The following is a 24,500-nucleotide window of genomic DNA, read 5'->3' on the forward strand; positions in this document are numbered from 1 at the left end:
GTTAATTAGTTGTTTTCAAGTGTTGCTAGGCCATCTGTCAAAACTTTTTTCAAAGTAGCGGCAGAAGCTTGCATTTTAGCCAATTCGTCAGCTGATAATGGGGATTCAATGATTTGTTTCAAACCAGTCCCACCAATGACGGCGGGGGTCCCAATATAAATGTCATTCAAACCGTATTGGCCGTCCATATAGGCACCAACGGGTAGAACCGCATTTTCATCACGTAAGATGGCTTTAGAAATCCGCATTAAGGCGGTCCCAATCCCATAGAACGTTGCGCCCTTTAAGTTGATGATATCGTAAGCTTTGTTACGAACACCATCTTCTAAAGCGGCTAAGTCAGCGTCGGATACGCCTTGTTCTTTAGCAATCGTTTTAACTGGTCGGGTCCCAATAGTGGCGGTTGAGTAAGCAGCAAATTCAGAATCACCGTGTTCGCCCATGATATAAGCATCGACGGACCGGGGATCAACATTGAATTGCTTGCCTAAAGCGACTCGCAAACGGGAGGAATCTAAGGAAGTTCCAGAACCAATTACCCGGTGTTTTGGAAAACCGGATAATTTCCAAGTTGCATAAGTCAAAATGTCAACTGGGTTAGCGGCAACTAAAAAGATACCGTCAAAACCGGAGTCAACGACGGGTTTAACAATTGAAGATAGAATATTTAGATTCTTGTTAACTAAGTCTAATCGTGATTCGCCGGGTTTTTGTGGTGCACCAGCGGTAATGACAACTAAATCAGCGTCTTGACAATCTGAGTATTCACCAGAATAAATCTTCTTGGGAGCGGTGAAAGCTTGGGCGTCTTCAAGGTCAAGGGCATCCCCTTTGGTACGATCTTTAGCGACATCGACAATTACAAATTCTTCAGCAATTCCTTGTTGGGCCATCGCAAAAGCGTAGCTGGAACCAACTGCGCCGTCACCGACTAGCACAACTTTTTGATGATTTGGCATGCTTGACAAAATAAGTCATCCTCTCATAACGAAAATTTGTTTTTCAACGATTAGAGTATACCATGTTTAATAATCAGAAGTCGCTAATTTTAGCGTGCTTCTAATCCAATTGCAATCCAGCTTGGTGAAACGTTTGAACGAGGTGTTAAGGCGGGGTTTGTGGTATACTAATTGCACTAAAAGGGCGTCCAGCTAAGCGATTCAGTGGTGAGTCGTTAATTGGTGTGCTTAAAAACGTTAATCGACACTTGCAAAGGAGTGTTGCCGAATCAGGTTATCACTGGTTCGGCCTGTTTTGCATGTTAATACGGATATTGGAGTTAATAATTAAAATGAAAATGATAGTTGGTTTAGGTAATATTGGGCCGAAGTATGCCCAAACGCGGCATAATGTTGGGTTTATGATCGTTGATCAGTTAGCCGAGCAGCTCGCAGTACCGTTTAAAACGAGTAAATTTGAGGCAGAAGTGGCGACTGGTTTTGTTAATGGTGAAAAAGTCTTACTAGTTAAGCCATCCACTTATATGAATGATTCTGGCCGGGCAGTGGGGCCATTAATGACGTATTATCAGCTCGCAGCGCCAGATTTATTAGTGGTGCATGATGACTTAGATTTACCAGTCGGAAAAGTCCGTTTGAAACAAAAGGGTTCAGCTGGTGGTCATAATGGGATTAAGAGCATCCTTAGCCACGTGGGAGACCCAACGTTTAAGCGGGTTAAAGTGGGTATTGAACATCCGCAAAAGATGAGTGTCGTCGACTATGTACTTGGCAAGTTCACGCCAACGCAACAGCCATTAGTGGCAGATGCTAGCGTTACAGCCGCGGCGGCGATTGAGGCGTGGTTAGCCGGGACTGATTTTGCAACACTCATGAATCAGTACAATTAATAGGAGGAAAGTTGCGATGGATATTGAAGCAATTGTTGAGCAGACCCCGGATTTTCAAACGATTTTAGCTGGTTTAAGTCCGGCTAGTCGCCAGTTAGTGACCGGGCTGAATGGATCAGCACGAACCGTCTATATCAGTGCGTTGTTCCATCAACTCACGCATTCGGTATTAATTGTGACGGATAATCTCTTTCATGCCAGCCAGACGGTGGATGATTTAACTAGTTTATTGGCGGATGAGCAAGTCTATTTGTTTCCAGCCGAAGAGATGTTAGCCTCTGAGTTAGCGACGAGCTCGCCGGAGTATCGGGCCCAACGGGTGCAAGCGTTAGCGGCCTTGTTAAGTCCGACACCAGTGATTGTCGTGACCTCGGTTTCAGGCGCACGGCGGTTTTTACCGCCCGTACAAACGTTTAAAACGGCGGCGTTAACTTTAACAGTGGGCCATGATATAGATTTAGAACAGCTTCAAGTCCAGTTACACGATATGGGCTATATTAAGGAAAAATTGGTTGCTCGACCAGGCGATTTTGCGGTGCGCGGATCCATTGTTGATATCTATCCGTTGGATGCTGATTATCCGTTACGGTTAGATTTATTTGATACTGAAATTGATACATTAAAATACTTTGATCCAGAGACCCAACGTTCTGTAGATAATTTGGAGACGTTTACCGTGTTACCGGCGACCGATTTTATTTTGACGCAAGCCATGATGACCGCCGGGGCTGACCGCTTAACGGCAGCATTAGCAGTGGAAAATAAACGATTAGACGCAGCGGATCAACAAACTTTGACGGCTAACTTGGCCCAACCGTTAGCTGATATGCGTAAAGGGTTGATTGGCAATGATTTGTTACTGTATGGGGCATACCTCTATGGTAGTAAAACAAGTATTTTTGACTATGCGCCAGCTGCAGGTGTCATTATTTTTGATGAATATTCACGGATTTTAGATAGTGAGCAACAGTTATTACAAACTGAGGCTGATTGGATTACCGATCAACTCGCACATCACCGGGTCTTATCGACGGCTAATTATGGTAACGATATGCGTGACCTACTGAAAAGTGATCATCATGCGCAAGTTTTAATGTCGTTATTTCAAAAAGGTATTGGGAATGTGCGATTGTCACAAGTTACCCCGGTGCGAACCCGACCGATGCAAGAATTCTTCGGCCAGTTACCCACTTTAAAAATCGAATTAGACCGATGGCACAAGCTCAAACAAACGGTTGTTTTAATGGTGTCAGAAGCTGAACGCTTGACTAAGGTCAGCAATACGTTAGACGATTTTGAGATTGAAGCAACCATGACGAAGGCGGAGAATCTGCAGCCCGGAGTGGTGCAAATTGTTCAAGGAACTTTACAAAATGGTTTTGAATTCCCCGACGGTCACTTGGTGATTGTGACCGAACAAGAGATGTTTAAGAAAGTGCCTAAAAAACGGCCGCGGCGACAAACGTTAGCCAATGCTGAACGATTAAAAAGTTATACGGATTTAAAACCCGGTGACTATGTGGTGCACGTGAACCATGGGATTGGCCAGTATGTGGGGATGCAGACGCTGGAAGTTGATGGGGTCCATCAAGATTACATTACGATTGCGTATCAGAATAATGCCAAGATCTTTATTCCGGTGACTCAGCTGAATCTCGTTCAAAAGTACGTGTCTTCTGAAGCCAAGACGCCCCATGTAAATAAGTTAGGTGGGACGGAGTGGACTAAAGCCAAGCGTAAAGTGGCGGCTAAAATTGAAGACATTGCGGATGAACTAGTGGAACTCTATGCGCAACGAGAAGCTGAAGTCGGGTATGCCTTTCAACCAGATGATAGTTACCAAGATGATTTTGAAAATGATTTTCCATACCCGGAGACACCTGACCAACTCCGGAGTATCGCTGAAATTAAGCACGATATGGAGCGGCCTAAACCAATGGATCGGTTACTTGTTGGCGATGTCGGGTATGGGAAGACAGAAGTTGCCTTGCGAGCGGCTTTCAAAGCCATTGAAGCTGGAAAACAGGTGGCATTCTTGGTGCCAACAACAATTTTGGCGCAACAACATTACGAGACGATGTTGAATCGTTTTGAAGGTTATCCAGTGAATGTGGGGATGTTGTCACGTTTTCGGACCGGCAAAGAAATGAAAGCCACGATTAAGCAATTAAAAGATGGTGAACTAGATATTGTGGTCGGCACCCATCGTCTATTGTCAAAAGATGTGAACTTTGCTGACTTGGGCTTATTGATTGTCGATGAAGAACAGCGTTTTGGTGTGAAACATAAGGAACGGCTCAAAGCATTGAAATCAAATGTGGATGTTTTGACTTTAACCGCAACGCCGATTCCCCGGACGTTGCACATGTCAATGCTCGGTGTTCGGGATTTATCGGTGATGGAGACACCACCGACGAACCGTTATCCGATTCAGACTTACGTCATGGAACAAAATTATGGCGTCATCAAAGAAGGTATTGAACGCGAAATGCAACGTAATGGACAAGTCTTTTACTTGCATAATCGGGTGCATGATATTGATAAAGTGGTCGCACAAATCAAGGATTTGGTGCCAACAGCAGCGGTTGCCCATATTGACGGGCAAATGCCAGAGTCACAATTAGAAGGAATTTTATATGACTTTATTCGGGGAGAATATGATGTCTTAGTGACTACGACGATTATTGAAACCGGGGTCGATATTCCGAATGTGAACACGTTATTCGTTGAAAATGCGGATCACATGGGCTTATCACAACTGTATCAATTACGTGGTCGGATTGGACGGAGTAGTCGGGTCGCTTATTCATACTTCACTTATCAACAGAATAAAGTGTTGACTGAAGTGGGCGAGAAAAGATTACAAGCGATTAAGGATTTCACCGAATTAGGGTCAGGGTTCAAAATTGCAATGCGTGATTTGTCTATTCGTGGGGCTGGTAACTTACTAGGTAAGCAGCAACATGGCTTTATTGATTCCGTCGGGTATGATTTATATACGCAGATGTTATCAGAAGCAGTGGCGAAGAAACGCGGTCAAACCATCAAAGCTAAGACGGATGCGACGATTGAATTGGGCATCGAGGCCTATTTACCAACCACTTATATTGAAGATGAACGGCAAAAAATTGAAATTTATAAACGGATTCGCCAGTTGGAAAATAACGATCAATATTTGGAAGTTCAAGCAGATTTAATTGATCGATTCGGCGACTATCCTACTGAAGTCGCGGGTTTATTGGCCGTTGGCAAGTTGAAAATGCTGGCTGATGAGGCCTTGATTGAAAAAATTCAACGCGTCGATAATGATTTACAATTGACGTTATCACAGGTTGGAACCACGAAACTAGATACTAAAGATATCTTTAAAGCCTTAGCAAAAACCAAATTACGAGCGACAGTCGGGATTGATGATGATAAAATGAAAGTTAAATTAGTCATTCAGCCTAAAATGCAGGTGGCCGACTGGTTGGAACAGTTAACCTTGTTTGTCCAACAATTAGGGACTGTGTTACTGACTCCGGTCACTGAACCAAGCAAGTAATTGCGGTAGAAGGGAATTGTTATGCCAAAAGATCATTTGAATACCATGTTTCGAGGGGCGTTAATCTTATCGGTATCATCGTTAGTTGCTAAGATTTTAAGCGCAGTTTACCGGATTCCGTTTCAAAACATGGTTGGTAACACTGGTTTTTACGTGTATCAGCAGATTTATCCGATTTATGGTATCGGGATGACCTTTGCGTTAACGGGATTTCCAACTTTTATTTCAAAATTAGTTGCCGAACAACCGGATGAAGCGAGTAAGTCATTAATCACACGGCGGGCGTTTCAAATTTTGAGCGGGTTATCATTAATCTTGTTCTTTGGCTTGCAACTGGGATCCAATTGGTTAGCTGTGCGGATGGGCGATGGGCTATTGGCCCCAATCATTCGCTCGGTAGCCTGGATGTTTCTCTTTATGCCGTGGTTAGCGACTGGGCGTGGTTACTACCAAGGTAAGTTTTTGATGGGACCGACGGCGGTTTCGCAATTGATTGAACAGTTTGTCCGCGTGGGCGTCATTATTATGGCAGCTTACTTTGGCCTCCATCGTGGTTGGGATGATTATCACATGGGAACGTGGGCCATGAGCTCGGCGGCGATTGCTGCATTTTGTTCATCCTTGATTTTTCTAAGCTTCGGGTTACGGCAATTATTAGCGCCAGCGCCGGTAGCCACCCGACCATTATCCAGTTATCGGGTATTGACGAAACGATTCATAGTTGAAGGTGGAACCCTTTGTCTGGTAGCAGCCGTTGTTATTTTGTTACAATTAATTGATTCTTTCTCCGTCATGCGAGGCTTGGTGCGCCAAGGACAACCGATTGAGATTGCCAAGGGCATTAAGGGCGTTTACGACCGCGGTCAACCGCTGGTTCAATTAGGCCTAGTGATTGCGACCTCGTTTTCAGCGACCTTGTTGCCAGCTTTAACCGCCGCGTTAGCCAAGCGACAATTTATCGAATTCAAGCGGCATACCCGTGCTATGGTGCATGTCAGCTTGGCATTGTCGATGGCAGCAACGGTGGGCTTAGTGGCGTTAATGCCGCAAATCAATCATTTGTTATTTGGATCAGTCGCTGGGACCACTGCGTTAAGAGTCTATGTCGTTAGTATTTTATTTGCGGCGCTCATTACGACTTATACGAGTGTCTTACAAAGCTTGGATCAATATACGGCGATGATTATTGGTATTATTGGTGGCTTAGCGACTAAGATTGGCTTGAATTATCTCATGGTCGTTCATTTTGGGATTAACGGTGCGAGTTTGACAACGGTCGCCAGCTTAGCGGTGATGTTTGGCATTATGTGGTTAGGTTCACCTGAAGACTTGCGTCAAGTGTTAGTCGAAAGTGGTTATCTCATTAAGTTACTCGCCGTGAGTGGCCTAATGGGCATCGTGGTCTTGTTGACCAGTCATGAAGTACGGGCATTGGTCGGTCCAGCGATGGCGAATAATCGTGGAATTGCGGGGCTGATTACGCTAGCTGGGGTTGTAGTTGGCGTCGTGGTCTTTGTGGCTGGTGCAGTGGGTGCCCGACTCTTCACGATCCGCGAATGGCTCGTGCTCCCTTATGGTAAAAAACTGATTAAATTAGTCGCACAAGGAAAGGAACATCATTCATGAGTATGCGTTTAGATAAATTTTTAAAGGTTTCACGAATTATAAAACGGCGGTCAGTCGCAAAAGAAATTGCGGATAAAGGTCGTATTCAAATTAATGGCAAGGTTGGCAAATCATCATCGAATGTTAACGTTGATGATACGTTGATTATTGGTTTTGGAAACAAGACATTGACGGTCAAAATTACCCAATTACTAGAAACAACTAAGAAAAATGATGCTGAATTAATGTATGACATCATTAGCGAAGACTATAAGACAGATTTTCGGCAACCTTTTAGCGATTAACGGCTAGGGTGGTAAATGGCTTTAGTTCAAAAAAATCGCCATAAACATTGGTCTAATCGTAATGATGTCGTTTACACCGCTGGTTGAACTTGTTATAATTTAGTCAATTCAATTTGAAAGGACTGGGACAACATGACGAATGGGTCACGAAGTAAGGTCAAAAAGTTAAATAATGATTTTTCACGTCAGGTTGCGACGAATAAGCTGAGCTATGAACAGCGTCGTAGTCAGGTTCGCCGGCGTCGGTTTGTTGGGATTGTGGCTATTTTTGGGGCGTTAGTGTTATTTTTCGGTTACCAACTGATCAATACTCGTGCAAGCTTACATCAGGTCAATCGCCAGGTTGCGACTAGTCAAGTTAAGTTGAAGCACGTGCAAACGAAGCATGCGGCGTATAAGACGCAGATCAAGCAACTCAATAATAAAGATTACTTACAAAAATTATTGCGTTCGAAATACGATTATACGAAGAGTGGCGAGACGGTTTATAGCTTACCAAATGATAATGCGGCGGACGTAACTGCTAATTAGACGGGATTTTGACTGACTGTTTATAGGTAGACCATTTTAAAACAGGTCATTAAAAATTTAACTCAGCGTTTCACAAAGTATGCTATACTAAAACCATTATTTCATAGGAGGAACAACTTTTTTTATGGCAATTGAAGTAGGTACGAAAGTCACTGGTAAAGTATCAGGAATCACCAATTTTGGTGCATTCGTGAACTTGGGAAACAATCAAACGGGGCTGGTGCATATCAGTGAAGTTTCTGATGGATTCGTTAAAGACATCCACGATGTTTTAAGTGTTGGCGATGACGTGACTGTCAAAGTGTTATCAGTTGGTAATGATGGCAAGATTGGTCTGTCAATTCGTAAGGCTGTTGATCATCCTCAGGGTGAAGCCGACCATCATGACCATAATAATAGTCATCAAAGCAATAATCATGGCCGTTCTGACCACAGTGAGCACCAAAGTAATGGTGGCAACCGGCGTGATCGGCCCAATAATTTTCATAGTCGTGGTGGCAACGGCGGTGGTCGTTTCCAATCACGGCAACATGAACCTAAGAAGCAAGACTTTGATTCATTAATGTCTGGTTTCTTAAAAGATAGCGAAGACCGTTTATCAACCTTGAAGCGTAATACTGAGGGTAAACGTGGCGGTCGTGGTGGCCGGCGTAGCTAAGCAGTGCTAACTGCTAGTGGCCGGTACCAGCTTATTGGTGCCATTAATCTAGCTAAAAACTAAAGCTCGTGTGAGACAGTCCTTGTCGAGCATGGGCTTTTTTTGTCGCTTAATCATCAAAAGGGAGGTAGGCCATGACCTTAATTCAACAATTTAATCGTCAGTTGGCACAACAAAAGTTATTGACGCCAGCAGCAACGGTCGTGGTGGCGGTCTCGACGGGTGTTGATTCGATGGTCTTATTGACGTTATTACAACAAATTCCACTGCACCAACGGCCACGCTTAATCGTGGCCCACGTTAATCATCATTTACGGGCTCAAAGTGTCACTGAGGCCGACTTTATCACCACCTATTGTCAGCAACGGCAGTTAGTCTTAAAGCTCGCTGATTGGCCACTAGCGGCACACCCCACCCATGGGATTGAAGCCGCTGCTCGTCAATTTAGGTATGATTTTTTTACCCAAGTGATGCAGGCGACTGGTGCTAAAACCGTGTTAACTGCCCATCATGCTAATGATCAGGTGGAAACTTACTTGATGAAGTTGGCTCGGGGCGGCGACTTAGCGCAATTAGTGGGAATTCAAGCAACCCGACCTTTGGGGGTAGGACACTTGGTACGGCCGTTATTAGACTGGTCGAAACAAGCCTTACGCGACTATGCGACAACCCAACAAGTGCCTTATTTTGAGGATGCCACGAATACGGATGTTCAACTCACTCGCAATCGCGTCCGTCACCGGGTTGTGCCAGAACTAACGGCGGTTAATTCGGCGTTACTGACGCATGTGGCTAGCTACGAAACCCAGTTACAAACGGTCTTATCAGCGCAAGCTCAAATGGTGACTGTCTTATTACCAACGGTGCTAACTGCCACCCAACAATTGCGGTTACCGGCCTTACAACAACTCCCCAGTCAATGGCGGTTAGTGGTGTTACAAGCTTGGCTCGAACAGCAAGCTGCAGTCCGATTAAGCGCAATAAAACTGCAACCCTATTATCAGTGGTTAAAAAACTCGCAGCAACCGACGGGCACCGTCCAGTTAAGTGCCACCGTCATGTTGGTCAAAGCCGGTAATCTGGCTGAGGTTCGTCCCTTAAAAAAAAGGGATAAAAAGTTAATGCCCTCTGAAAAAATTATGGTAGACTTAGACCAATGGCAGAAAATTACTGATTGGCAAACTGCGGGCGTCTTTCAGCAAGCACCAAATTCGACGGCACAACCATTTCGGTTACAAGCAAGTGATTGGCCGTTGACATTTCGCCGTTGGCAAAGTGATGATCGTTTAGCTTTGAAAGGGCATGGTCATCAGTCTGTCCGGCGAATTTTAATTGATCAAAAGGTCCCTGTGGCCCAGCGATCGACGGTGATGGTGCTGGTCACGGCATCAGGGACTGTCTTGTGGCTAGTTGGGCACAAGTTCAGTTACCGGGCGCCAGATGTTGGTCACCAAACAGTATTTTTAGCCTTAAAACATACGGAGTTGAAAGGAGTACATCTGAAACGATGAACAACGACATTGAACGAGTACTGTATAGTCGCGAAGATATCCACGAAGTTGCGCAGAAATTGGGTCAAACCCTAACCGCTGAATATGCGGGTAAAAATCCATTGATTATTTGTGTACTCAAGGGTGCCGTCTTATTTACCACGGATGTTATCCGTGAAATGGATGTGTATGCGGATTTAGATTTCATTAATTTGTCCAGTTATGGCAGTGAGACTGTCTCCAGTGGGGAAGTCCAACTGACCAAGGATTTGGATGTTGAGGTTGCTGGTCGTGATATTTTGGTCATTGAAGACATTATTGATACTGGCCGGACCTTGAAATTTTTAACGGATCTATTGAAGCGACGATCAGCTAATTCGGTTAAAGTTTGTACGTTATTAGATAAACCAGCCGGTCGTTTAGTTGATATTAAAGCCGATTATATTGGGTTTGAAGTCCCAAATGAATTTGTGGTCGGGTATGGTTTGGACTATGCGGAACGGTACCGAAACTTACCGTATGTTGGAATTTTAAAACCAGCGATTTACGAGCATAAATAATTGGTCAATGATAGTCAAATGTGCTATTATTTAAACTATCGAAGTATAGTACCGTGCTTTTAACAGTATATAAAAGTTTCGATGAAGGAGGCCCATATGAACAATCGACGCAACGGACTCTTTCGTAATAGCTTATTTTATATTTTGATTTTTCTAAGCTTGATGGGGATTATTTACTTTTTCTTTGGTAATAATTCCAGCTCCCAAACTCAAAATATTCGCTATAGCGAATTTGTCAAACAATTAGACAAGAATAACGTGAAAAATGTTAGTATTCAGCCTAGTGGTGGCGTTTACAAGGTTACTGGTCAGTATCGGAAAGCCCGCAAGGTTTCTTCAACCAATGCGTTAGGGATTACGAGTTCGTCTTCAAAGACAACCTCGTTTACCACAACCATGTTGGAGAATAATTCGACGGTCGATCAAGTATCTAAGTTAGCGACTAAAAAGAATGTTAAGTTAACCGCAAAAGCTGAAGAATCTAGCGGTATTTGGGTCACGTTATTGATGTATATCGCGCCATTGATCTTGTTTGTATTCCTATTCTATATGATGATGGGACAAGCTGGTCAAGGCGGCGGGAACAACCGGGTGATGAATTTTGGTAAGACGAAGGCAAAACCAGCCGATAGTAAACAAAACAAAATTCGTTTCTCAGATGTTGCTGGTGAAGAAGAAGAAAAGCAAGAATTGGTCGAAGTGGTCGAATTCTTGAAAGATCCGCGCAAGTTTGTGTCGTTAGGTGCTCGGATTCCATCAGGGGTACTCCTGGAAGGACCTCCTGGTACTGGTAAAACCTTACTTGCTAAAGCGGTTGCCGGTGAAGCGGGCGTGCCATTCTTCTCAATCTCTGGTTCAGACTTCGTCGAAATGTTCGTCGGGGTTGGGGCTAGTCGAGTTCGAGACTTGTTTGATCAAGCTAAGAAGAATGCGCCATCAATCATCTTTATTGATGAAATTGATGCCGTTGGTCGTCAACGTGGTGGTAGTATGGGCGGTGGCGGTCATGACGAACGTGAACAAACCTTGAACCAATTATTGGTTGAAATGGATGGATTCACGGGTAACGAAGGTGTTATCGTTATGGCAGCAACTAACCGTTCTGATGTTTTGGACCCTGCTTTATTGCGTCCAGGTCGATTTGACCGGAAGATCTTAGTTGGTCGTCCAGATGTCAAAGGCCGTGAAGCGATTTTGAAAGTCCACGCAAAGAATAAACCATTAGCTGCAGATGTTGATTTGAAAGAAATCGCTAAGCAAACGCCTGGTTTTGTTGGGGCTGACTTGGAAAACTTATTGAATGAAGCGGCTTTATTGGCTGCCCGACGCAATAAGAAACAGGTTGAAGCAACTGATTTAGACGAAGCTGAAGACCGAGTCATTGCTGGTCCTGCCAAGCATGACCGAGTGGTTAGCAAGCATGAACGGGAAACCGTGGCTTACCATGAAGCTGGTCATACGATTGTTGGCTTAGTCTTAAATGACGCACGGGTCGTGCACAAAGTTACGATTGTCCCTCGGGGTCGTGCTGGCGGTTACGCCATCATGTTACCACGGGAAGATCAGATGTTAATGTCGAAACGTGATGCCAAGGAACAGATGGCTGGTTTAATGGGTGGTCGTGCCGCTGAAGAGTTAATCTTCGATGCACAGTCATCCGGAGCTTCTAATGACTTTGAACAAGCAACTCAAATTGCCCGGGCAATGGTCACTCAATATGGGATGAGCAAAAAGCTCGGCCCAGTTGAGTTAGAAAATGCTAACCAGCAAGCTGCTTACCAACAAGGCATGGGTTCTAGTGCCTTTTCACAACATACGGCGCAACTCATTGATGATGAAATTCGTGGCTTGGCTGAGGAAGCTCATCAGACTGCAACAGACATCATCCAGAGCCATCGTGAACAACACAAGGTGATTGCAGAAGCCTTGCTGAAGTATGAAACATTGGATGAAAAGCAAATTCTCAGTTTGTTTAAGACTGGGGAAATGCCTGCCAAGGGTGGCAACGAATTTCCTAGTGAAAAAGCGGCAACCTTTGAAGAATCCAAACGTGAATTGGAACGCCGAGAAGCTGAAAAGCAAGCGGCTGGTCAAACTGACGATACGGATGCTAAGACTGAACCAACTTTCCCAAGTGAATCGCAACAAGCGACAACACCAGATTCAGCAGATGCTGAAGCTAGTTCAAGTGCTAGTGCGACGAGTACGACTAGTTCAGCGTCATCTCAGGATGATTCTGGGAGTCAAGCTTAACTTAAATTTGTTTGAAAGAGCCGAGACTTTGTCTCGGCTCTTTTTATGCGGTATTATTAATCGGACTATTAAATACGAGATAGGAGCATATTGATGGAAGATTATTTAGTTAAAAGTATAGCTGGTAACGACATGTTTCGCGCGTATGCGGTAAATGCGACCGGCGTGGTTGCTGAAGCGCAGCAACGCCATGACACGTGGAGTGCTGCTTCGGCAGCGTTGGGCCGGAGTCTGGTTGGAACGCTACTATTGGCCTCGGCTGGATTAAAAGGTGACGAGACGATGACCGTTAAAATTAACGGGAATGGTCCTGTGGGTGGTATTGTGATTGATGGTAATGCAAATGGTACGGTTAAAGGTTACTTACAACATCCACACGTACACCTCCCTTTAAACGCCCAGCATAAGATCGATGTCAAAGCGGCAGTCGGGTCGACCGGTTTTTTGGCCATCACTAAGAGTCAAGGCGTGGGCGATCCATTTACGGGGCAAGTGCCATTAGTGTCCGGTGAATTAGGCGAAGACTTTACGTATTATCTGGCACAGTCTGAACAAATTCCGTCGGCGGTGGGCTTATCAGTTTTTGTTAATGAAGATAATACGATTGAAGTGGCCGGGGGCTTTTTAGTGCAAGTTTTACCTGGTGCCACGGATGAAGCCATTAGTGATTTAGAACGTAAGCTCAAAGAATTGCCATTGGTCTCGCAATTATTACGGACGGGTAAAACACCGCAAGATATTTTAAAAGCGCTGTTTGATGATGTTAAAGTGCTTGATCAGATGCCAGTTAAGTTTGCGTGTGATTGCTCTAAAGAACGGTTTGGCGAATCTTTGATGGCGTTGCCGAAACATGAAGTTCAAGCGATGATTGATGAAGATCATGGGGCAGAAGCGGTCTGTCATTTCTGTGGTAACCAGTACCACTTTACTGAAGCTGAGTTACAGACAGTATTATCGCGATCACACGGTCAAGCCTAGGTCATGTGTATTGAATAGGAGTGATGGTAGATGACGGCAGCTTGGAAAATTGGTAATGTCCCGATTAAAAACCGCGTGGTCGTAGCGCCTATGGCTGGGGTTACTAATGCTGCTTTTCGCGTGATTTGTAAAGATTTCGGCGCTGGCCTAGTGGTTTGTGAGATGATTTCTGATCGGGGTATCATGTATCATAATCAAAAAACATTGGCGATGATGTTCGTCGATCCTAAAGAACATCCGATGAGTATTCAAATCTATGGCGGGTCCCAAGCGACACTGGTGCAAGCGGCTAAATTTGTGGATCAACAGACTAATGCTGATATTATTGATATCAATATGGGATGTCCAGTGAATAAGGTTGTGAAGACGGATGCTGGCGCTAAATGGTTATTAGATTCAGCTAAGGTTTACGAAATGGTTGCAGCGGTCACGGCAGTAGTCCATAAACCAGTTACCGTTAAAATGCGGACCGGTTGGGATGCAGACCATTGCAATGCGATTGAAAATGCATTAGCGGCGGAACGCGCTGGTGCCGCTGCAATTGCCATGCATGGGCGTACACGGCAGCAAGGCTATCGTGGGACTGCTGACTGGGACCTTTTACGACAGGTAGCGGCGCAACTGACAATTCCGTTTATGGGCAATGGGGATGTTAAGACCCCACAGGATGCACAGCGGATGCTAACCGAAGTTGGTGCAGATGCAGTTATGATTGGTCGCGCGGTTGAAGGTAATCCTTGGATGTTACACCAAACAACGCATTATTTAGCAACGGGAAAGTTATTACCAGCACCAACGCCATTGGCAAAGATGACGTTAGCCAAGGCCCATTTACAACGTTTAGTCGCACTAAAGGGTGAACACGAGGGATGTCAAGAGTTCCGCGGGCAAGTGCCATACTACCTAAAAGGAATTCCCCGGTCGACCCGAACTAAAGTTGCTTTGATGGCAACGGATGATGCGACTAAGATGACGACGATTATTGACCAATTTATGGACCAAACCGCAACTTATTTGGCAACTAAACCGTAAAATGCAGAATTAACTTGCTTTTTTGCAGTCTAATTGTCAAAATTAACATTGTAGTGAATGGCTAGCGACAGCGGTAAACGATGTTGTTAACTGGAAATGGAGGAAGACTAGTGGCACGACAAGAGCAAACGATGAATGATCAACTTAAGGTTCGTCGCGATAAAATGGATGAATTACGTGAAGCGGGGATTGACCCCTTTGGTCATCGTTTTGAACGGACTGATTTGGCCCGGGATTTAAAAGACAAATATGGTGATATTGATAAAGAAACCTTAGATGAACAAAAAGCCACTGCGACCATTGCCGGCCGGATGTTAGCTAAACGGGGCAAAGGTAAAGTTGCCTTTGCTGACCTTTGGGATCGTTCCGGTAAGATGCAATTGTATATTCGTAAAGATGTTGTTGGCGAAGACGTGTATCATGTTTTTAAACGTGCTGACATTGGGGACTTCTTAGGTATCACTGGGGAAGTCTTCAAGACTGATTTTGGTGAATTAACTTTAAAGGTCACTGGTTTAACGTTCTTGTCTAAGGCGTTACGACCACTACCAGACAAGTTCCACGGACTACAGAATGTGGAACAAATCTATCGGCAACGGTATTTAGACTTGATTTCGAATCGTGATAGTTTTGATCGTTTCTTGAAGCGGACCAAAATCATTTCTGCAATTCGGCATCATTTGGATGGTCAAGGCTTTACTGAAGTTGAAACCCCAATGTTGCATAATCAAGCTGGTGGTGCAGCAGCGCGACCATTTATTACACATCATAATGCTTTGAACATTGATTTGTACTTGCGGATTGCCTTAGAATTACACCTCAAGCGTTTAATCGTTGGTGGGATGGAAAAGGTCTATGAAATTGGTCGTGTTTTCCGGAATGAAGGGATGGACCGTGAACATAATCCTGAATTTACCATGATGGAAACTTATGTGGCCTATTTTGACTTCCATGACGTGATGGATGAAACTGAAGGAATTTTTAAAGCCGCGGCTAAGGCGGTAACTGATGATGGCATTATTACGTATCATGACCAGCAGGTAGACTTGAACCAACCGTTTAAGCGCGTGCATATGGTGGATGCCATTAAGGCGCAGACTGGGATTGACTTCTGGCAACCAATGACTTTGGACGCCGCACAGAAGTTAGCAGATGAACATCATGTTAAGTACGAAAGCTACTGGACAGTTGGTCATATCATTAATGCTTTCTTTGAAGAGTTCGTGGAAGATACGCTAAATGAACCAACCTTTATTTATGGGCATCCAGTGGAAATCTCACCATTAGCGAAGAAAAATGAAAAAGATCCACGCTTTACAGATCGGTTTGAACTATTCATTTTAGGTAATGAATATGCAAATGCCTTTAGTGAATTGAACGATCCGATTGATCAGCGCCAACGTTTTGAAGCTCAGGCTGCAGAACGAACTGCTGGTAATGATGAAGCTGAACAAATTGACGAAGATTTCGTCGAAGCTTTGGAATACGGGATGCCTCCAACGGGTGGTCTTGGTATTGGGATTGATCGGTTAGTCATGTTAATGACGGATGCTGATTCAATTCGTGATGTTTTGTTGTTCCCAACGATGCGTCCAGAAGAAGATAACTAATAATTTGAAACTAGTTCTGAAATTACTGCGGTAATTTTGGCACTAGTTTTTTTTATAGTGAGCGAGGAAAACGGTCGTGTTGAGCCGGTTTTACGTGGAAATTCAGTTAAAAAGGAACTTTTTTTAAAAAAACTGAACTTTTTTAAAACGAACATTACCAGCTGACGACGTTTTAAATATTAAGATTATTGAGTTTGAAACGGCGGATAACAGTTTGATTGGTCTGCACAGGTGATATATCCGTACAATGGATTCGTGTTGGGTTAAACATGGTAATATTGACTGGTTATTTTATCAATTTAGGGCTTGCAATTAAGCGTGAAAATTGGTAAATTTATATACGTTGTTGAGGCGCACAAAGCGGTTAGCCGCAAGCCTTCAACGAAAAAAGAATTATAAAAAGTGGTTGACAAATGGTTTGCCACTTGATATGATGATTAAGTTGCGTTGAGGTAATCAACCAACGAATTAGACCTTTGAAAACTGAACAAAGTTTCGACAAATCAAATGTATAGGGTCTATCAATTCTTGAATTGGTAGCAAACATTTGCGAAGTCAATTCGTAAACAAACAATTTTTAAATCAAGTACTAAATGAGCTTTTTTAGAACTCATCATTAATTTGAGAGTTTGATCCTGGCTCAGGATGAACGCTGGCGGCGTGCCTAATACATGCAAGTCGAACGAACTCTGGCTATTGAATGACGGTGCTTGCACCTGAGTGATATAGCATTTGAGTGAGTGGCGAACTGGTGAGTAACACGTGGGAAACCTGCCCAGAAGTGGGGGATAACACCTGGAAACAGATGCTAATACCGCATAATAACTCGGACCGCATGGTCTGAGTTTGAAAGATGGCTTCGGCTATCACTTTTGGATGGTCCCGCGGCGTATTAGCTAGATGGTGGGGTAACGGCTCACCATGGCAATGATACGTAGCCGACCTGAGAGGGTAATCGGCCACATTGGGACTGAGACACGGCCCAAACTCCTACGGGAGGCAGCAGTAGGGAATCTTCCACAATGGACGAAAGTCTGATGGAGCAACGCCGCGTGAGTGAAGAAGGGTTTCGGCTCGTAAAACTCTGTTGTTAAAGAAGAACATATCTGAGAGTAACTGTTCAGGTATTGACGGTATTTAACCAGAAAGCCACGGCTAACTACGTGCCAGCAGCCGCGGTAATACGTAGGTGGCAAGCGTTATCCGGATTTATTGGGCGTAAAGCGAGCGCAGGCGGTTTTTTAAGTCTGATGTGAAAGCCTTCGGCTCAACCGAAGAAGTGCATCGGAAACTGGGAAACTTGAGTGCAGAAGAGGACAGTGGAACTCCATGTGTAGCGGTGAAATGCGTAGATATATGGAAGAACACCAGTGGCGAAGGCGGCTGTCTGGTCTGTAACTGACGCTGAGGCTCGAAAGTATGGGTAGCAAACAGGATTAGATACCCTGGTAGTCCATACCGTAAACGATGAATGCTAAGTGTTGGAGGGTTTCCGCCCTTCAGTGCTGCAGCTAACGCATTAAGCATTCCGCCTGGGGAGTACGGTCGCAAGACTGAAACTCAAAGGAATTGACGGGGGCCCGCACAAGCGGTGGAGCATGTGGTTTAATTCGAAGCTACGCGAAGAACCTTACCAGGTCTTGACATACTATGCAAATCTAAGAGATTAGACGTTCCCTTCGGGGACATGGATACAGGTGGTGCATGGTTGTCGTCAGCTCGTGTCGTGAGATGTTGGGTTAAGTCCCGCAACGAGCGCAACCCTTATTATCAGTTGCCAGCATTAAGTTGGGCACTCTGGTGAGACTGCCGGTGACAAACCGGAGGAAGGTGGGGATGACGTCAAATCATCATGCCCCTTATGACCTGGGCTACACACGTGCTACAATGGATGGTACAACGAGTTGCGAACTCGCGAGAGCAAGCTAATCTCTTAAAGCCATTCTCAGTTCGGATTGTAGGCTGCAACTCGCCTACATGAAGTCGGAATCGCTAGTAATCGCGGATCAGCATGCCGCGGTGAATACGTTCCCGGGCCTTGTACACACCGCCCGTCACACCATGAGAGTTTGTAACACCCAAAGTCGGTGGGGTAACCTTCGGGAGCCAACCGCCTAAGGTGGGACAGATGATTAGGGTGAAGTCGTAACAAGGTAGCCGTAGGAGAACCTGCGGCTGGATCACCTCCTTTCTAAGGAATATTACGGAAACCTTACACATGATTGTTGAAACTTTGTTTAGTTTTGAGAGGTCTAACTCTCAATTTAATAACGCTTTTGGGCCTATAGCTCAGTTGGTGAGAGCGCACGCCTGATAAGCGTGAGGTCGATGGTTCAAGTCCATTTAGGCCCATCGAGGATTTTTTGTCCTTGCATCACTATGGGGAATTAGCTCAGCTGGGAGAGCACCTGCTTTGCAAGCAGGAGGTCAACGGTTCGATCCCGTTATTCTCCATTGGCAACTTTGGTTGTCAATGAAACTTGTTCTTTGAAAACTAGATAATATCAAATATAATTTTTCATAATTAAACCGAGAACACCGCGTTTTTTGAGTTTTTTAAAGAAGTTTTAAATCGCTAAACTCATTAATCGCATTTTCCGTTAGGAAAATGAGGTTAAGTTAACAAGGGCGCATGGTGAATGCCTTGGCACTAGGAGCCGATGAAGGACGGGACTAACACCGATATGCTTCGGGGAGCTGTACGTAAGCTATGATCCGGAGATTTCCGAATGGGGCAACCCAGCAGTTTTAATCAACTGTTACCGCTAGATGAATACATAGTCTAGTCGGAGGTAAACGCTGTGAACTGAAACATCTCATTAGCAGCAGGAATATAAAGAAATTTCGATTCCCTAAGTAGCGGCGAGCGAACGGGGAACAGCCCAAACCAGAGAGCTTGCTCTTTGGGGTTGTAGGACTGAACATTTGAGTTACCAAAACGTTTGATAGTCGAAGGATTTGGGAAAATCCGCCATAGATGGTGATAGCCCAGTAGATTAAATTAGACGTTCTCAGTTCAGGATCCTGAGTACGGCGGAACACGTGAAATTCCGTCGGAATCCGGGAGGACCATCTCCCAAGGCTAAATACTCCCTAGTGACCGATAGTGAACCAGTACCGTGAGGGAAAGGTGAAAAGCACCCCGGAAGGGGAGTGAAATAGTTCCTGAAACCATGTGCCTACAATAAGTCAGAGCGCGTTAATGCGTGATGGCGTGCCTTTTGTAGAATGAACCGGCGAGTTACGATCCCGTGCAAGGTTAAGACTTAAAAGTCGGAGCCGTAGCGAAAGCGAGTCTGAAATGGGCGTTTTTAGTACGAGGTTGTAGACCCGAAACCAGGTGACCTATCCATGTCCAGGTTGAAGGTGCGGTAAAACGCACTGGAGGACCGAACCCGTGTAAGTTGAAAATTGCTGGGATGAGGTGTGGATAGCGGTGAAATTCCAAACGAACTTGGAGATAGCTGGTTCTCTCCGAAATAGCTTTAGGGCTAGCCTCGGATGAAGGATCATGGAGGTAGAGCACTATTTGGACTAGGGGCCCGTCTTGGGTTACTGAATTCAGATAAACTCCGAATGCCATTGATTCATATCCGGGAGTCAGACGATGAGTGATAAGATCCACCGTCGAAAGGGGAACAGCCCAGATCACCAGTTAAGGTCCCTAAATGTATACTAAGTGGAAAAGGATGTGGAGTTGCACAGACAACTAGGATGTTGGCTCAGAAGCAGCCACCATTTAAAGAGTGCGTAATAGCTCACTAGTCGAGTGATTCTGCGCCGAAAATGTACCGGGGCTAAGTATACTACCGAAACTGTGGATGTGACCATTAGGTCACGTGATAGGAGAGCGTTCTAAGGGCGGTGAAGCAAGATCGTGAGGACTTGTGGAGCGCTTAGAAGTGAGAATGCCGGTATGAGTAGCGAAAGATGGGTGAGAATCCCATCCACCGAATGACTAAGGTTTCCTGGGGAAGGCTCGTCCTCCCAGGGTTAGTCGGGACCTAAGTCGAGGCCGAGAGGCGTAGACGATGGATAACAGATTGATATTTCTGTACTAGTTAAATGCGTTTGAACGATGGAGGGACGCAGTAGGCTAAGATGTGCATCCTGTTGGATTAGGATGTCCAAGCAACAAGTCTTTTGATGAGTCAAATGCTTATCAATTTAAGGACAAGTTGTGATGGGGAGCGAAATTTAGTAGCGAAGCGTCTGATGTCACACTGCCGAGAAAAGCTTCTAGTGAGTATTTAACTACCCGTACCGCAAACCAACACAGGTAGTCGAGGAGAGAATCCTAAGGTGAGCGAGTGAACTCTCGTTAAGGAACTCGGCAAAATGACCCCGTAACTTCGGGAGAAGGGGTGCTGATCGCAAGATCAGCCGCAGTGAATAGGCCCAGGCGACTGTTTATCAAAAACACAGGTCTCTGCAAAATCGTAAGATGACGTATAGGGGCTGACGCCTGCCCGGTGCTGGAAGGTTAAAAGGATGGGTTAGCTTCGGCGAAGCTCAGAATTGAAGCCCCAGTAAACGGCGGCCGTAACTATAACGGTCCTAAGGTAGCGAAATTCCTTGTCGGGTAAGTTCCGACCCGCACGAAAGGCGTAACGATCTGGGCACTGTCTCAACGAGAGACTCGGTGAAATTATATTGTCCGTGAAGATGCGGACTACCCGCGACAGGACGGAAAGACCCCATGGAGCTTTACTGTAGCTTGATATTGAGTGTTTGTACAGCTTGTACAGGATAGGTAGGAGCCATAGAAACCGGAACGCTAGTTTCGGTGGAGGCGTTGGTGGGATACTACCCTCGCTGTATGACCACTCTAACCCACACCACTTAGCGTGGTGGGAGACAGTGTCAGGTGGGCAGTTTGACTGGGGCGGTCGCCTCCTAAAGAGTAACGGAGGCGCCCAAAGGTTCCCTCAGAATGGTTGGAAATCATTCGCAGAGTGTAAAGGCACAAGGGAGCTTGACTGCGAGACAGACAGGTCGAGCAGGGACGAAAGTCGGGCTTAGTGATCCGGTGGTACCGTATGGAAGGGCCATCGCTCAACGGATAAAAGCTACCCTGGGGATAACAGGCTTATCTCCCCCAAGAGTCCACATCGACGGGGAGGTTTGGCACCTCGATGTCGGCTCATCGCATCCTGGGGCTGTAGTCGGTCCCAAGGGTTGGGCTGTTCGCCCATTAAAGCGGTACGCGAGCTGGGTTCAGAACGTCGTGAGACAGTTCGGTCCCTATCCGTCGCGGGCGTAGGAAATTTGAGAGGATCTGTCCTTAGTACGAGAGGACCGGGATGGACATACCTCTGGTGTACCAGTTGTGCCGCCAGGCGCATCGCTGGGTAGCTACGTATGGATGTGATAAACGCTGAAAGCATCTAAGTGTGAAACACACCTCGAGATGAGATTTCCCATTCCTTTATGGAAGTAAGACCCCTGAAAGATGATCAGGTAGATAGGTTAGAAGTGGCAGCACGGTGACGTGTGAAGCGGACTAATACTAATCGGTCGAGGACTTAACCAAGTAATTGGTGTTCCGGTAAGATGAAAAATACAATTTGATATTAGCTAGTTTTGAGAGCACAAGTTTCTCAATAGTGTGGCGACGATGGCAAGAAGGATACACCTGTTCCCATGTCGAACACAGAAGTTAAGCTTCTTAGCGCCGAGAGTAGTTGGGGGATCGCTCCCTGCGAGGGTAGGACGTTGCCATGCAATATTCCGACATAGCTCAGTTGGTAGAGCGCTTGACTGTTAATCAAGATGTCGACGGTTCGAGCCCGCCTGTCGGAGTGACAGTAGATGTTGGCCACAGAGTTGACATCTTTTTTCTATCATGCCGGCTTAGCTCAGTTGGTAGAGCATCGGTATCGTAAACCGAGGGTCATCAGTTCGACTCTGGTAGCCGGCACTTGTTGAGACGAGACGTGGTTCTCGTCTTTTTTGTTACCATGATCATTTTAATAGCAGGGTGATTTAGAGTTCGGGGACTTCCTGAGCTCTTTTTTAGTAGTGAAGGATTAATTGATGTGATATAGCACCCAAATTGTGGCTAATATTGGTGATGAAAGGTGACCACCATTCGGATTCTTAGGTAAGCGTTGTTACACGTTGTTGAAGTATGCCATGCTTTTGGGGACGTTTTGTAAGGCAATCCTGCCAAAAAATTGGGGGCAATAATATCAATTAAACTTTTGTTTAATTAGATAATCGGGTTGAGATTGCAATTTTACGCCGTCTTTTTTGTGAAAACAATCAGGTGTATTCTCATAGTGAATTAGAAATTAATGTCATTAAATAGTTCATAAAAGCTTCTTGAAACACTTTAATCTATTAGTTTTAGTGATTTGGCGGGCTTTTTGACTTAAATGTTATTATGAGGATGATTTTTATTTATGGGTTATAAATTAGAAGTTGATTAAATATATTGTTGAATAAGATTAAGGCTAGTATAATGGTTATTATGTTTAATTAGGAAACTATTTTTGTTTCTTTTAAACGAAGTTCAATCGGTTTTAATGACGTCTGGAGGAAATTTAATTGGATAAACAACAAAAGCTGGATCGGTCGTTTTTTGGCCAACCACGCGGTTTGCGAACGTTGTTCTTCACTGAAATGTGGGAACGATTCAGTTACTATGGGATGCGCGCACTATTAATCTTTTACATGTACTATAGTGTTGCTAAGGGTGGTCTAGGGTTCGATCAAGGGACCGCTGCATCTATTATGTCGATTTACTCAGCACTGGTTTATGTATCTAGTGTGTTCGGTGGCTTCTTAAGCGATCGTGTCTGGGGTAGTCGAAAGACGGTTTTTATTGGTGGCGTCCTAATTATGGTCGGCCATATCGTCTTGGCGACACCGTTTGGCGTTAGTGCACTATTTGTCTCAATCGCTTTAATTGTTATTGGGACTGGCTTATTAAAGCCTAATGTTTCTGATATGGTCGGACAACTTTATACGACTGAGGATTCGCGGCGCGATGCTGGTTTCAGTGTTTTCGTGTTTGGGATTAACTTGGGATCATTGGTCGCACCAATCTTGGTGGGCCGCATTGGTCTGAACGTTAACTTCCATCTAGGTTTCTCATTAGCAGCAATTGGGATGTTCTTCGGATTGTTACAGTATTACTTTGATGGTAAGAAAAATCTTAGCACCGCTAGTTTATATCCAACTGATCCGTTGGAACCAGGCGATTTAAAGAAAGTTATTCGCCGGTCCGTTCTTGGTGTTATTGGATTAGGCTTAATTTTAATTCTGATGCAATTATTACATGCCTTAACTTTGGTCAATATCATTACTTTAATTAGTGTACTGGTTATTTTAACCCCAATCGCTTACTTTACGTTGATGTTAACCTCTGAAAAGACGAATGCCGTTGAACGATCACGAGTTCGGGCTTACATCCCACTATTCATCGCTGCGGCGTTGTTCTGGGCTATTGAAGAACAAGGTTCAGCGGTCTTGGCGTTGTTTGCGGCCGATCGAACCAACTTGAACTTCGGAATTTTTCACTTAGCTGCGTCTGATTTTCAGATTCTAAATCCATTGTTCATTATGTTATATACCATTCCATTCGTGTGGTTATGGACTAAATGGGGCAAAAAGCAACCAAGTTCACCAGCCAAATTTGCAGTTGGGTTAGTCTTTGCCGGGGCTTCGTACTTAATTATGGCGATGCCGGGCGCTTTATTCGGCACAGCTGGTAAGGTTAGTCCACTTTGGTTAGTGGGTAGTTGGGCCGTCGTTGAAATTGCAGAAATGTTGATTTCACCAATTGGTTTATCAGTGACCACCAAATTGGCACCTAAGGCGTTTGCGTCACAAATGATGAGTATGTGGTTCTTAACTGATTCAGCTGGGAGTGCTTTAAATGCCCAACTGGTTCGATTCTATTCAACTAAGACTGAAGTCCCATATTTTGCGACGATTGGGATTGTAAGTATCATCTTGGGAATTATCCTATTTATGATGGTACCGATGATCAAACGCGCAATGAAGGGCGTTTTATAAGCGAATTATTTAAGCAGGTATGTTATCTTTATGATAATGTATCTTTTTTTTGGAGATGAAACG

14 protein-coding genes, 4 tRNA genes and 3 rRNA genes are annotated in these 24,500 nt (G+C 44.8%); 20 read left to right on the top strand and 1 reads right to left on the bottom strand.

What is annotated here, in order from left to right; genetic code table 11:
- Window positions 1-5 precede the first annotated feature (5 nt).
- Entirely contained in the window at window positions 6-968 is a 963-nt protein-coding gene (locus tag C5Z26_RS09895) for an L-lactate dehydrogenase (protein WP_105449796.1), read from the bottom strand.
- A gap of 323 nt (window positions 969-1,291) precedes the next feature.
- Here C5Z26_RS09895 and pth point away from each other — a divergent pair, with 323 nt between their 5' ends.
- From pth to C5Z26_RS09995, 20 genes are all read left to right on the top strand, one after another.
- Window positions 1,292-1,849: an aminoacyl-tRNA hydrolase gene (gene pth / locus C5Z26_RS09900; RefSeq protein ID WP_105449797.1), complete on the top strand. Its 558-nt coding sequence runs from the start codon at window positions 1,292-1,294 to the stop codon at window positions 1,847-1,849.
- 16 nt (window positions 1,850-1,865) lie between these two features.
- Entirely contained in the window at window positions 1,866-5,393 is a 3,528-nt protein-coding gene (mfd, locus tag C5Z26_RS09905; RefSeq protein ID WP_105449798.1) for a transcription-repair coupling factor, read from the top strand.
- 21 nt (window positions 5,394-5,414) lie between these two features.
- Entirely contained in the window at window positions 5,415-7,019 is a 1,605-nt protein-coding gene (locus tag C5Z26_RS09910) for a polysaccharide biosynthesis protein (protein ID WP_105449799.1), read from the top strand.
- Window positions 7,020-7,021: 2 nt separating this feature from the next.
- The gene (locus C5Z26_RS09915) at window positions 7,022-7,303 is read left to right on the top strand and encodes an RNA-binding S4 domain-containing protein (protein WP_199774952.1); all 282 of its coding nucleotides are present in this window, start codon (window positions 7,022-7,024) and stop codon (window positions 7,301-7,303) included.
- Between the two features lie 132 nt (window positions 7,304-7,435).
- Entirely contained in the window at window positions 7,436-7,834 is a 399-nt protein-coding gene (locus C5Z26_RS09920; protein ID WP_105449801.1) for an FtsB family cell division protein, read from the top strand.
- Between the two features lie 124 nt (window positions 7,835-7,958).
- The gene (locus C5Z26_RS09925) at window positions 7,959-8,492 is read left to right on the top strand and encodes a S1 domain-containing RNA-binding protein (RefSeq protein WP_105449802.1); all 534 of its coding nucleotides are present in this window, start codon (window positions 7,959-7,961) and stop codon (window positions 8,490-8,492) included.
- Between the two features lie 134 nt (window positions 8,493-8,626).
- A complete protein-coding gene (tilS, locus tag C5Z26_RS09930; RefSeq protein WP_105449803.1) occupies window positions 8,627-10,003 on the top strand; it encodes a tRNA lysidine(34) synthetase TilS in 1,377 nt (458 codons plus the stop codon).
- On the top strand, window positions 10,000-10,542 hold the full coding sequence (gene hpt, locus C5Z26_RS09935; RefSeq protein ID WP_105449804.1) for a hypoxanthine phosphoribosyltransferase: 543 nt from the start codon (window positions 10,000-10,002) through the stop codon (window positions 10,540-10,542). The genes tilS and hpt overlap by 4 nt, the downstream gene beginning before the upstream one ends.
- Before the next feature lie 96 nt (window positions 10,543-10,638).
- Window positions 10,639-12,795 carry an ATP-dependent zinc metalloprotease FtsH gene (gene ftsH, locus C5Z26_RS09940; RefSeq protein ID WP_105449805.1) on the top strand — a complete coding sequence of 719 codons (2,157 nt, stop codon included), beginning with the start codon at window positions 10,639-10,641 and terminating at the stop codon, window positions 12,793-12,795.
- A gap of 93 nt (window positions 12,796-12,888) precedes the next feature.
- On the top strand, window positions 12,889-13,773 hold the full coding sequence (gene hslO, locus C5Z26_RS09945; RefSeq protein WP_105449806.1) for an Hsp33 family molecular chaperone HslO: 885 nt from the start codon (window positions 12,889-12,891) through the stop codon (window positions 13,771-13,773).
- Between the two features lie 30 nt (window positions 13,774-13,803).
- Window positions 13,804-14,805, top strand: coding sequence for a tRNA dihydrouridine synthase DusB (gene dusB / locus C5Z26_RS09950; protein ID WP_105449807.1), 1,002 nt, complete (start codon window positions 13,804-13,806; stop codon window positions 14,803-14,805).
- Between the two features lie 110 nt (window positions 14,806-14,915).
- On the top strand, window positions 14,916-16,415 hold the full coding sequence (lysS, locus tag C5Z26_RS09955) for a lysine--tRNA ligase (protein WP_105449808.1): 1,500 nt from the start codon (window positions 14,916-14,918) through the stop codon (window positions 16,413-16,415).
- A 617-nt stretch (window positions 16,416-17,032) separates the two neighbouring features.
- Window positions 17,033-18,606: ribosomal RNA gene (locus C5Z26_RS09960) — 16S ribosomal RNA — on the top strand.
- Window positions 18,607-18,693: 87 nt separating this feature from the next.
- Window positions 18,694-18,767 (top strand) — tRNA-Ile (locus C5Z26_RS09965).
- Window positions 18,768-18,796: 29 nt separating this feature from the next.
- Window positions 18,797-18,869 (top strand) — tRNA-Ala (locus C5Z26_RS09970).
- Between the two features lie 158 nt (window positions 18,870-19,027).
- Window positions 19,028-21,948 (top strand): 23S ribosomal RNA (locus tag C5Z26_RS09975).
- A gap of 74 nt (window positions 21,949-22,022) precedes the next feature.
- Window positions 22,023-22,139: ribosomal RNA gene (rrf, locus tag C5Z26_RS09980) — 5S ribosomal RNA — on the top strand.
- The 16S, 23S and 5S rRNA genes sit together here with 4 tRNA genes alongside, the layout of an rRNA operon.
- A gap of 5 nt (window positions 22,140-22,144) precedes the next feature.
- Window positions 22,145-22,217, top strand: a tRNA-Asn gene (locus C5Z26_RS09985).
- Between the two features lie 45 nt (window positions 22,218-22,262).
- A tRNA-Thr gene (locus C5Z26_RS09990) sits at window positions 22,263-22,335 on the top strand.
- Between the two features lie 629 nt (window positions 22,336-22,964).
- Window positions 22,965-24,437, top strand: a complete 1,473-nt coding sequence (locus tag C5Z26_RS09995; protein ID WP_105449809.1) for a peptide MFS transporter — start codon at window positions 22,965-22,967, stop codon at window positions 24,435-24,437.
- Window positions 24,438-24,500: the final 63 nt, after the last annotated feature.

It is taken from the genome of Lactobacillus sp. CBA3606, from assembly GCF_002970935.1.
In the GTDB taxonomy this organism is placed as follows: domain Bacteria; phylum Bacillota; class Bacilli; order Lactobacillales; family Lactobacillaceae; genus Lactiplantibacillus.

Coding starts and splice junctions, on each gene's coding strand:
- C5Z26_RS09915 (WP_199774952.1), top strand. CDS start 7,022: ATGCGTTTAGATAAATTTTTAAAGGTTTCACGAATTATAAAACGGCGG.
- C5Z26_RS09925 (WP_105449802.1), top strand. CDS start 7,959: ATGGCAATTGAAGTAGGTACGAAAGTCACTGGTAAAGTATCAGGAATC.
- mfd (WP_105449798.1), top strand. CDS start 1,866: ATGGATATTGAAGCAATTGTTGAGCAGACCCCGGATTTTCAAACGATT.
- hslO (WP_105449806.1), top strand. CDS start 12,889: ATGGAAGATTATTTAGTTAAAAGTATAGCTGGTAACGACATGTTTCGC.
- ftsH (WP_105449805.1), top strand. CDS start 10,639: ATGAACAATCGACGCAACGGACTCTTTCGTAATAGCTTATTTTATATT.
- C5Z26_RS09910 (WP_105449799.1), top strand. CDS start 5,415: ATGCCAAAAGATCATTTGAATACCATGTTTCGAGGGGCGTTAATCTTA.
- hpt (WP_105449804.1), top strand. CDS start 10,000: ATGAACAACGACATTGAACGAGTACTGTATAGTCGCGAAGATATCCAC.
- tilS (WP_105449803.1), top strand. CDS start 8,627: ATGACCTTAATTCAACAATTTAATCGTCAGTTGGCACAACAAAAGTTA.
- C5Z26_RS09920 (WP_105449801.1), top strand. CDS start 7,436: ATGACGAATGGGTCACGAAGTAAGGTCAAAAAGTTAAATAATGATTTT.
- dusB (WP_105449807.1), top strand. CDS start 13,804: ATGACGGCAGCTTGGAAAATTGGTAATGTCCCGATTAAAAACCGCGTG.
- pth (WP_105449797.1), top strand. CDS start 1,292: ATGAAAATGATAGTTGGTTTAGGTAATATTGGGCCGAAGTATGCCCAA.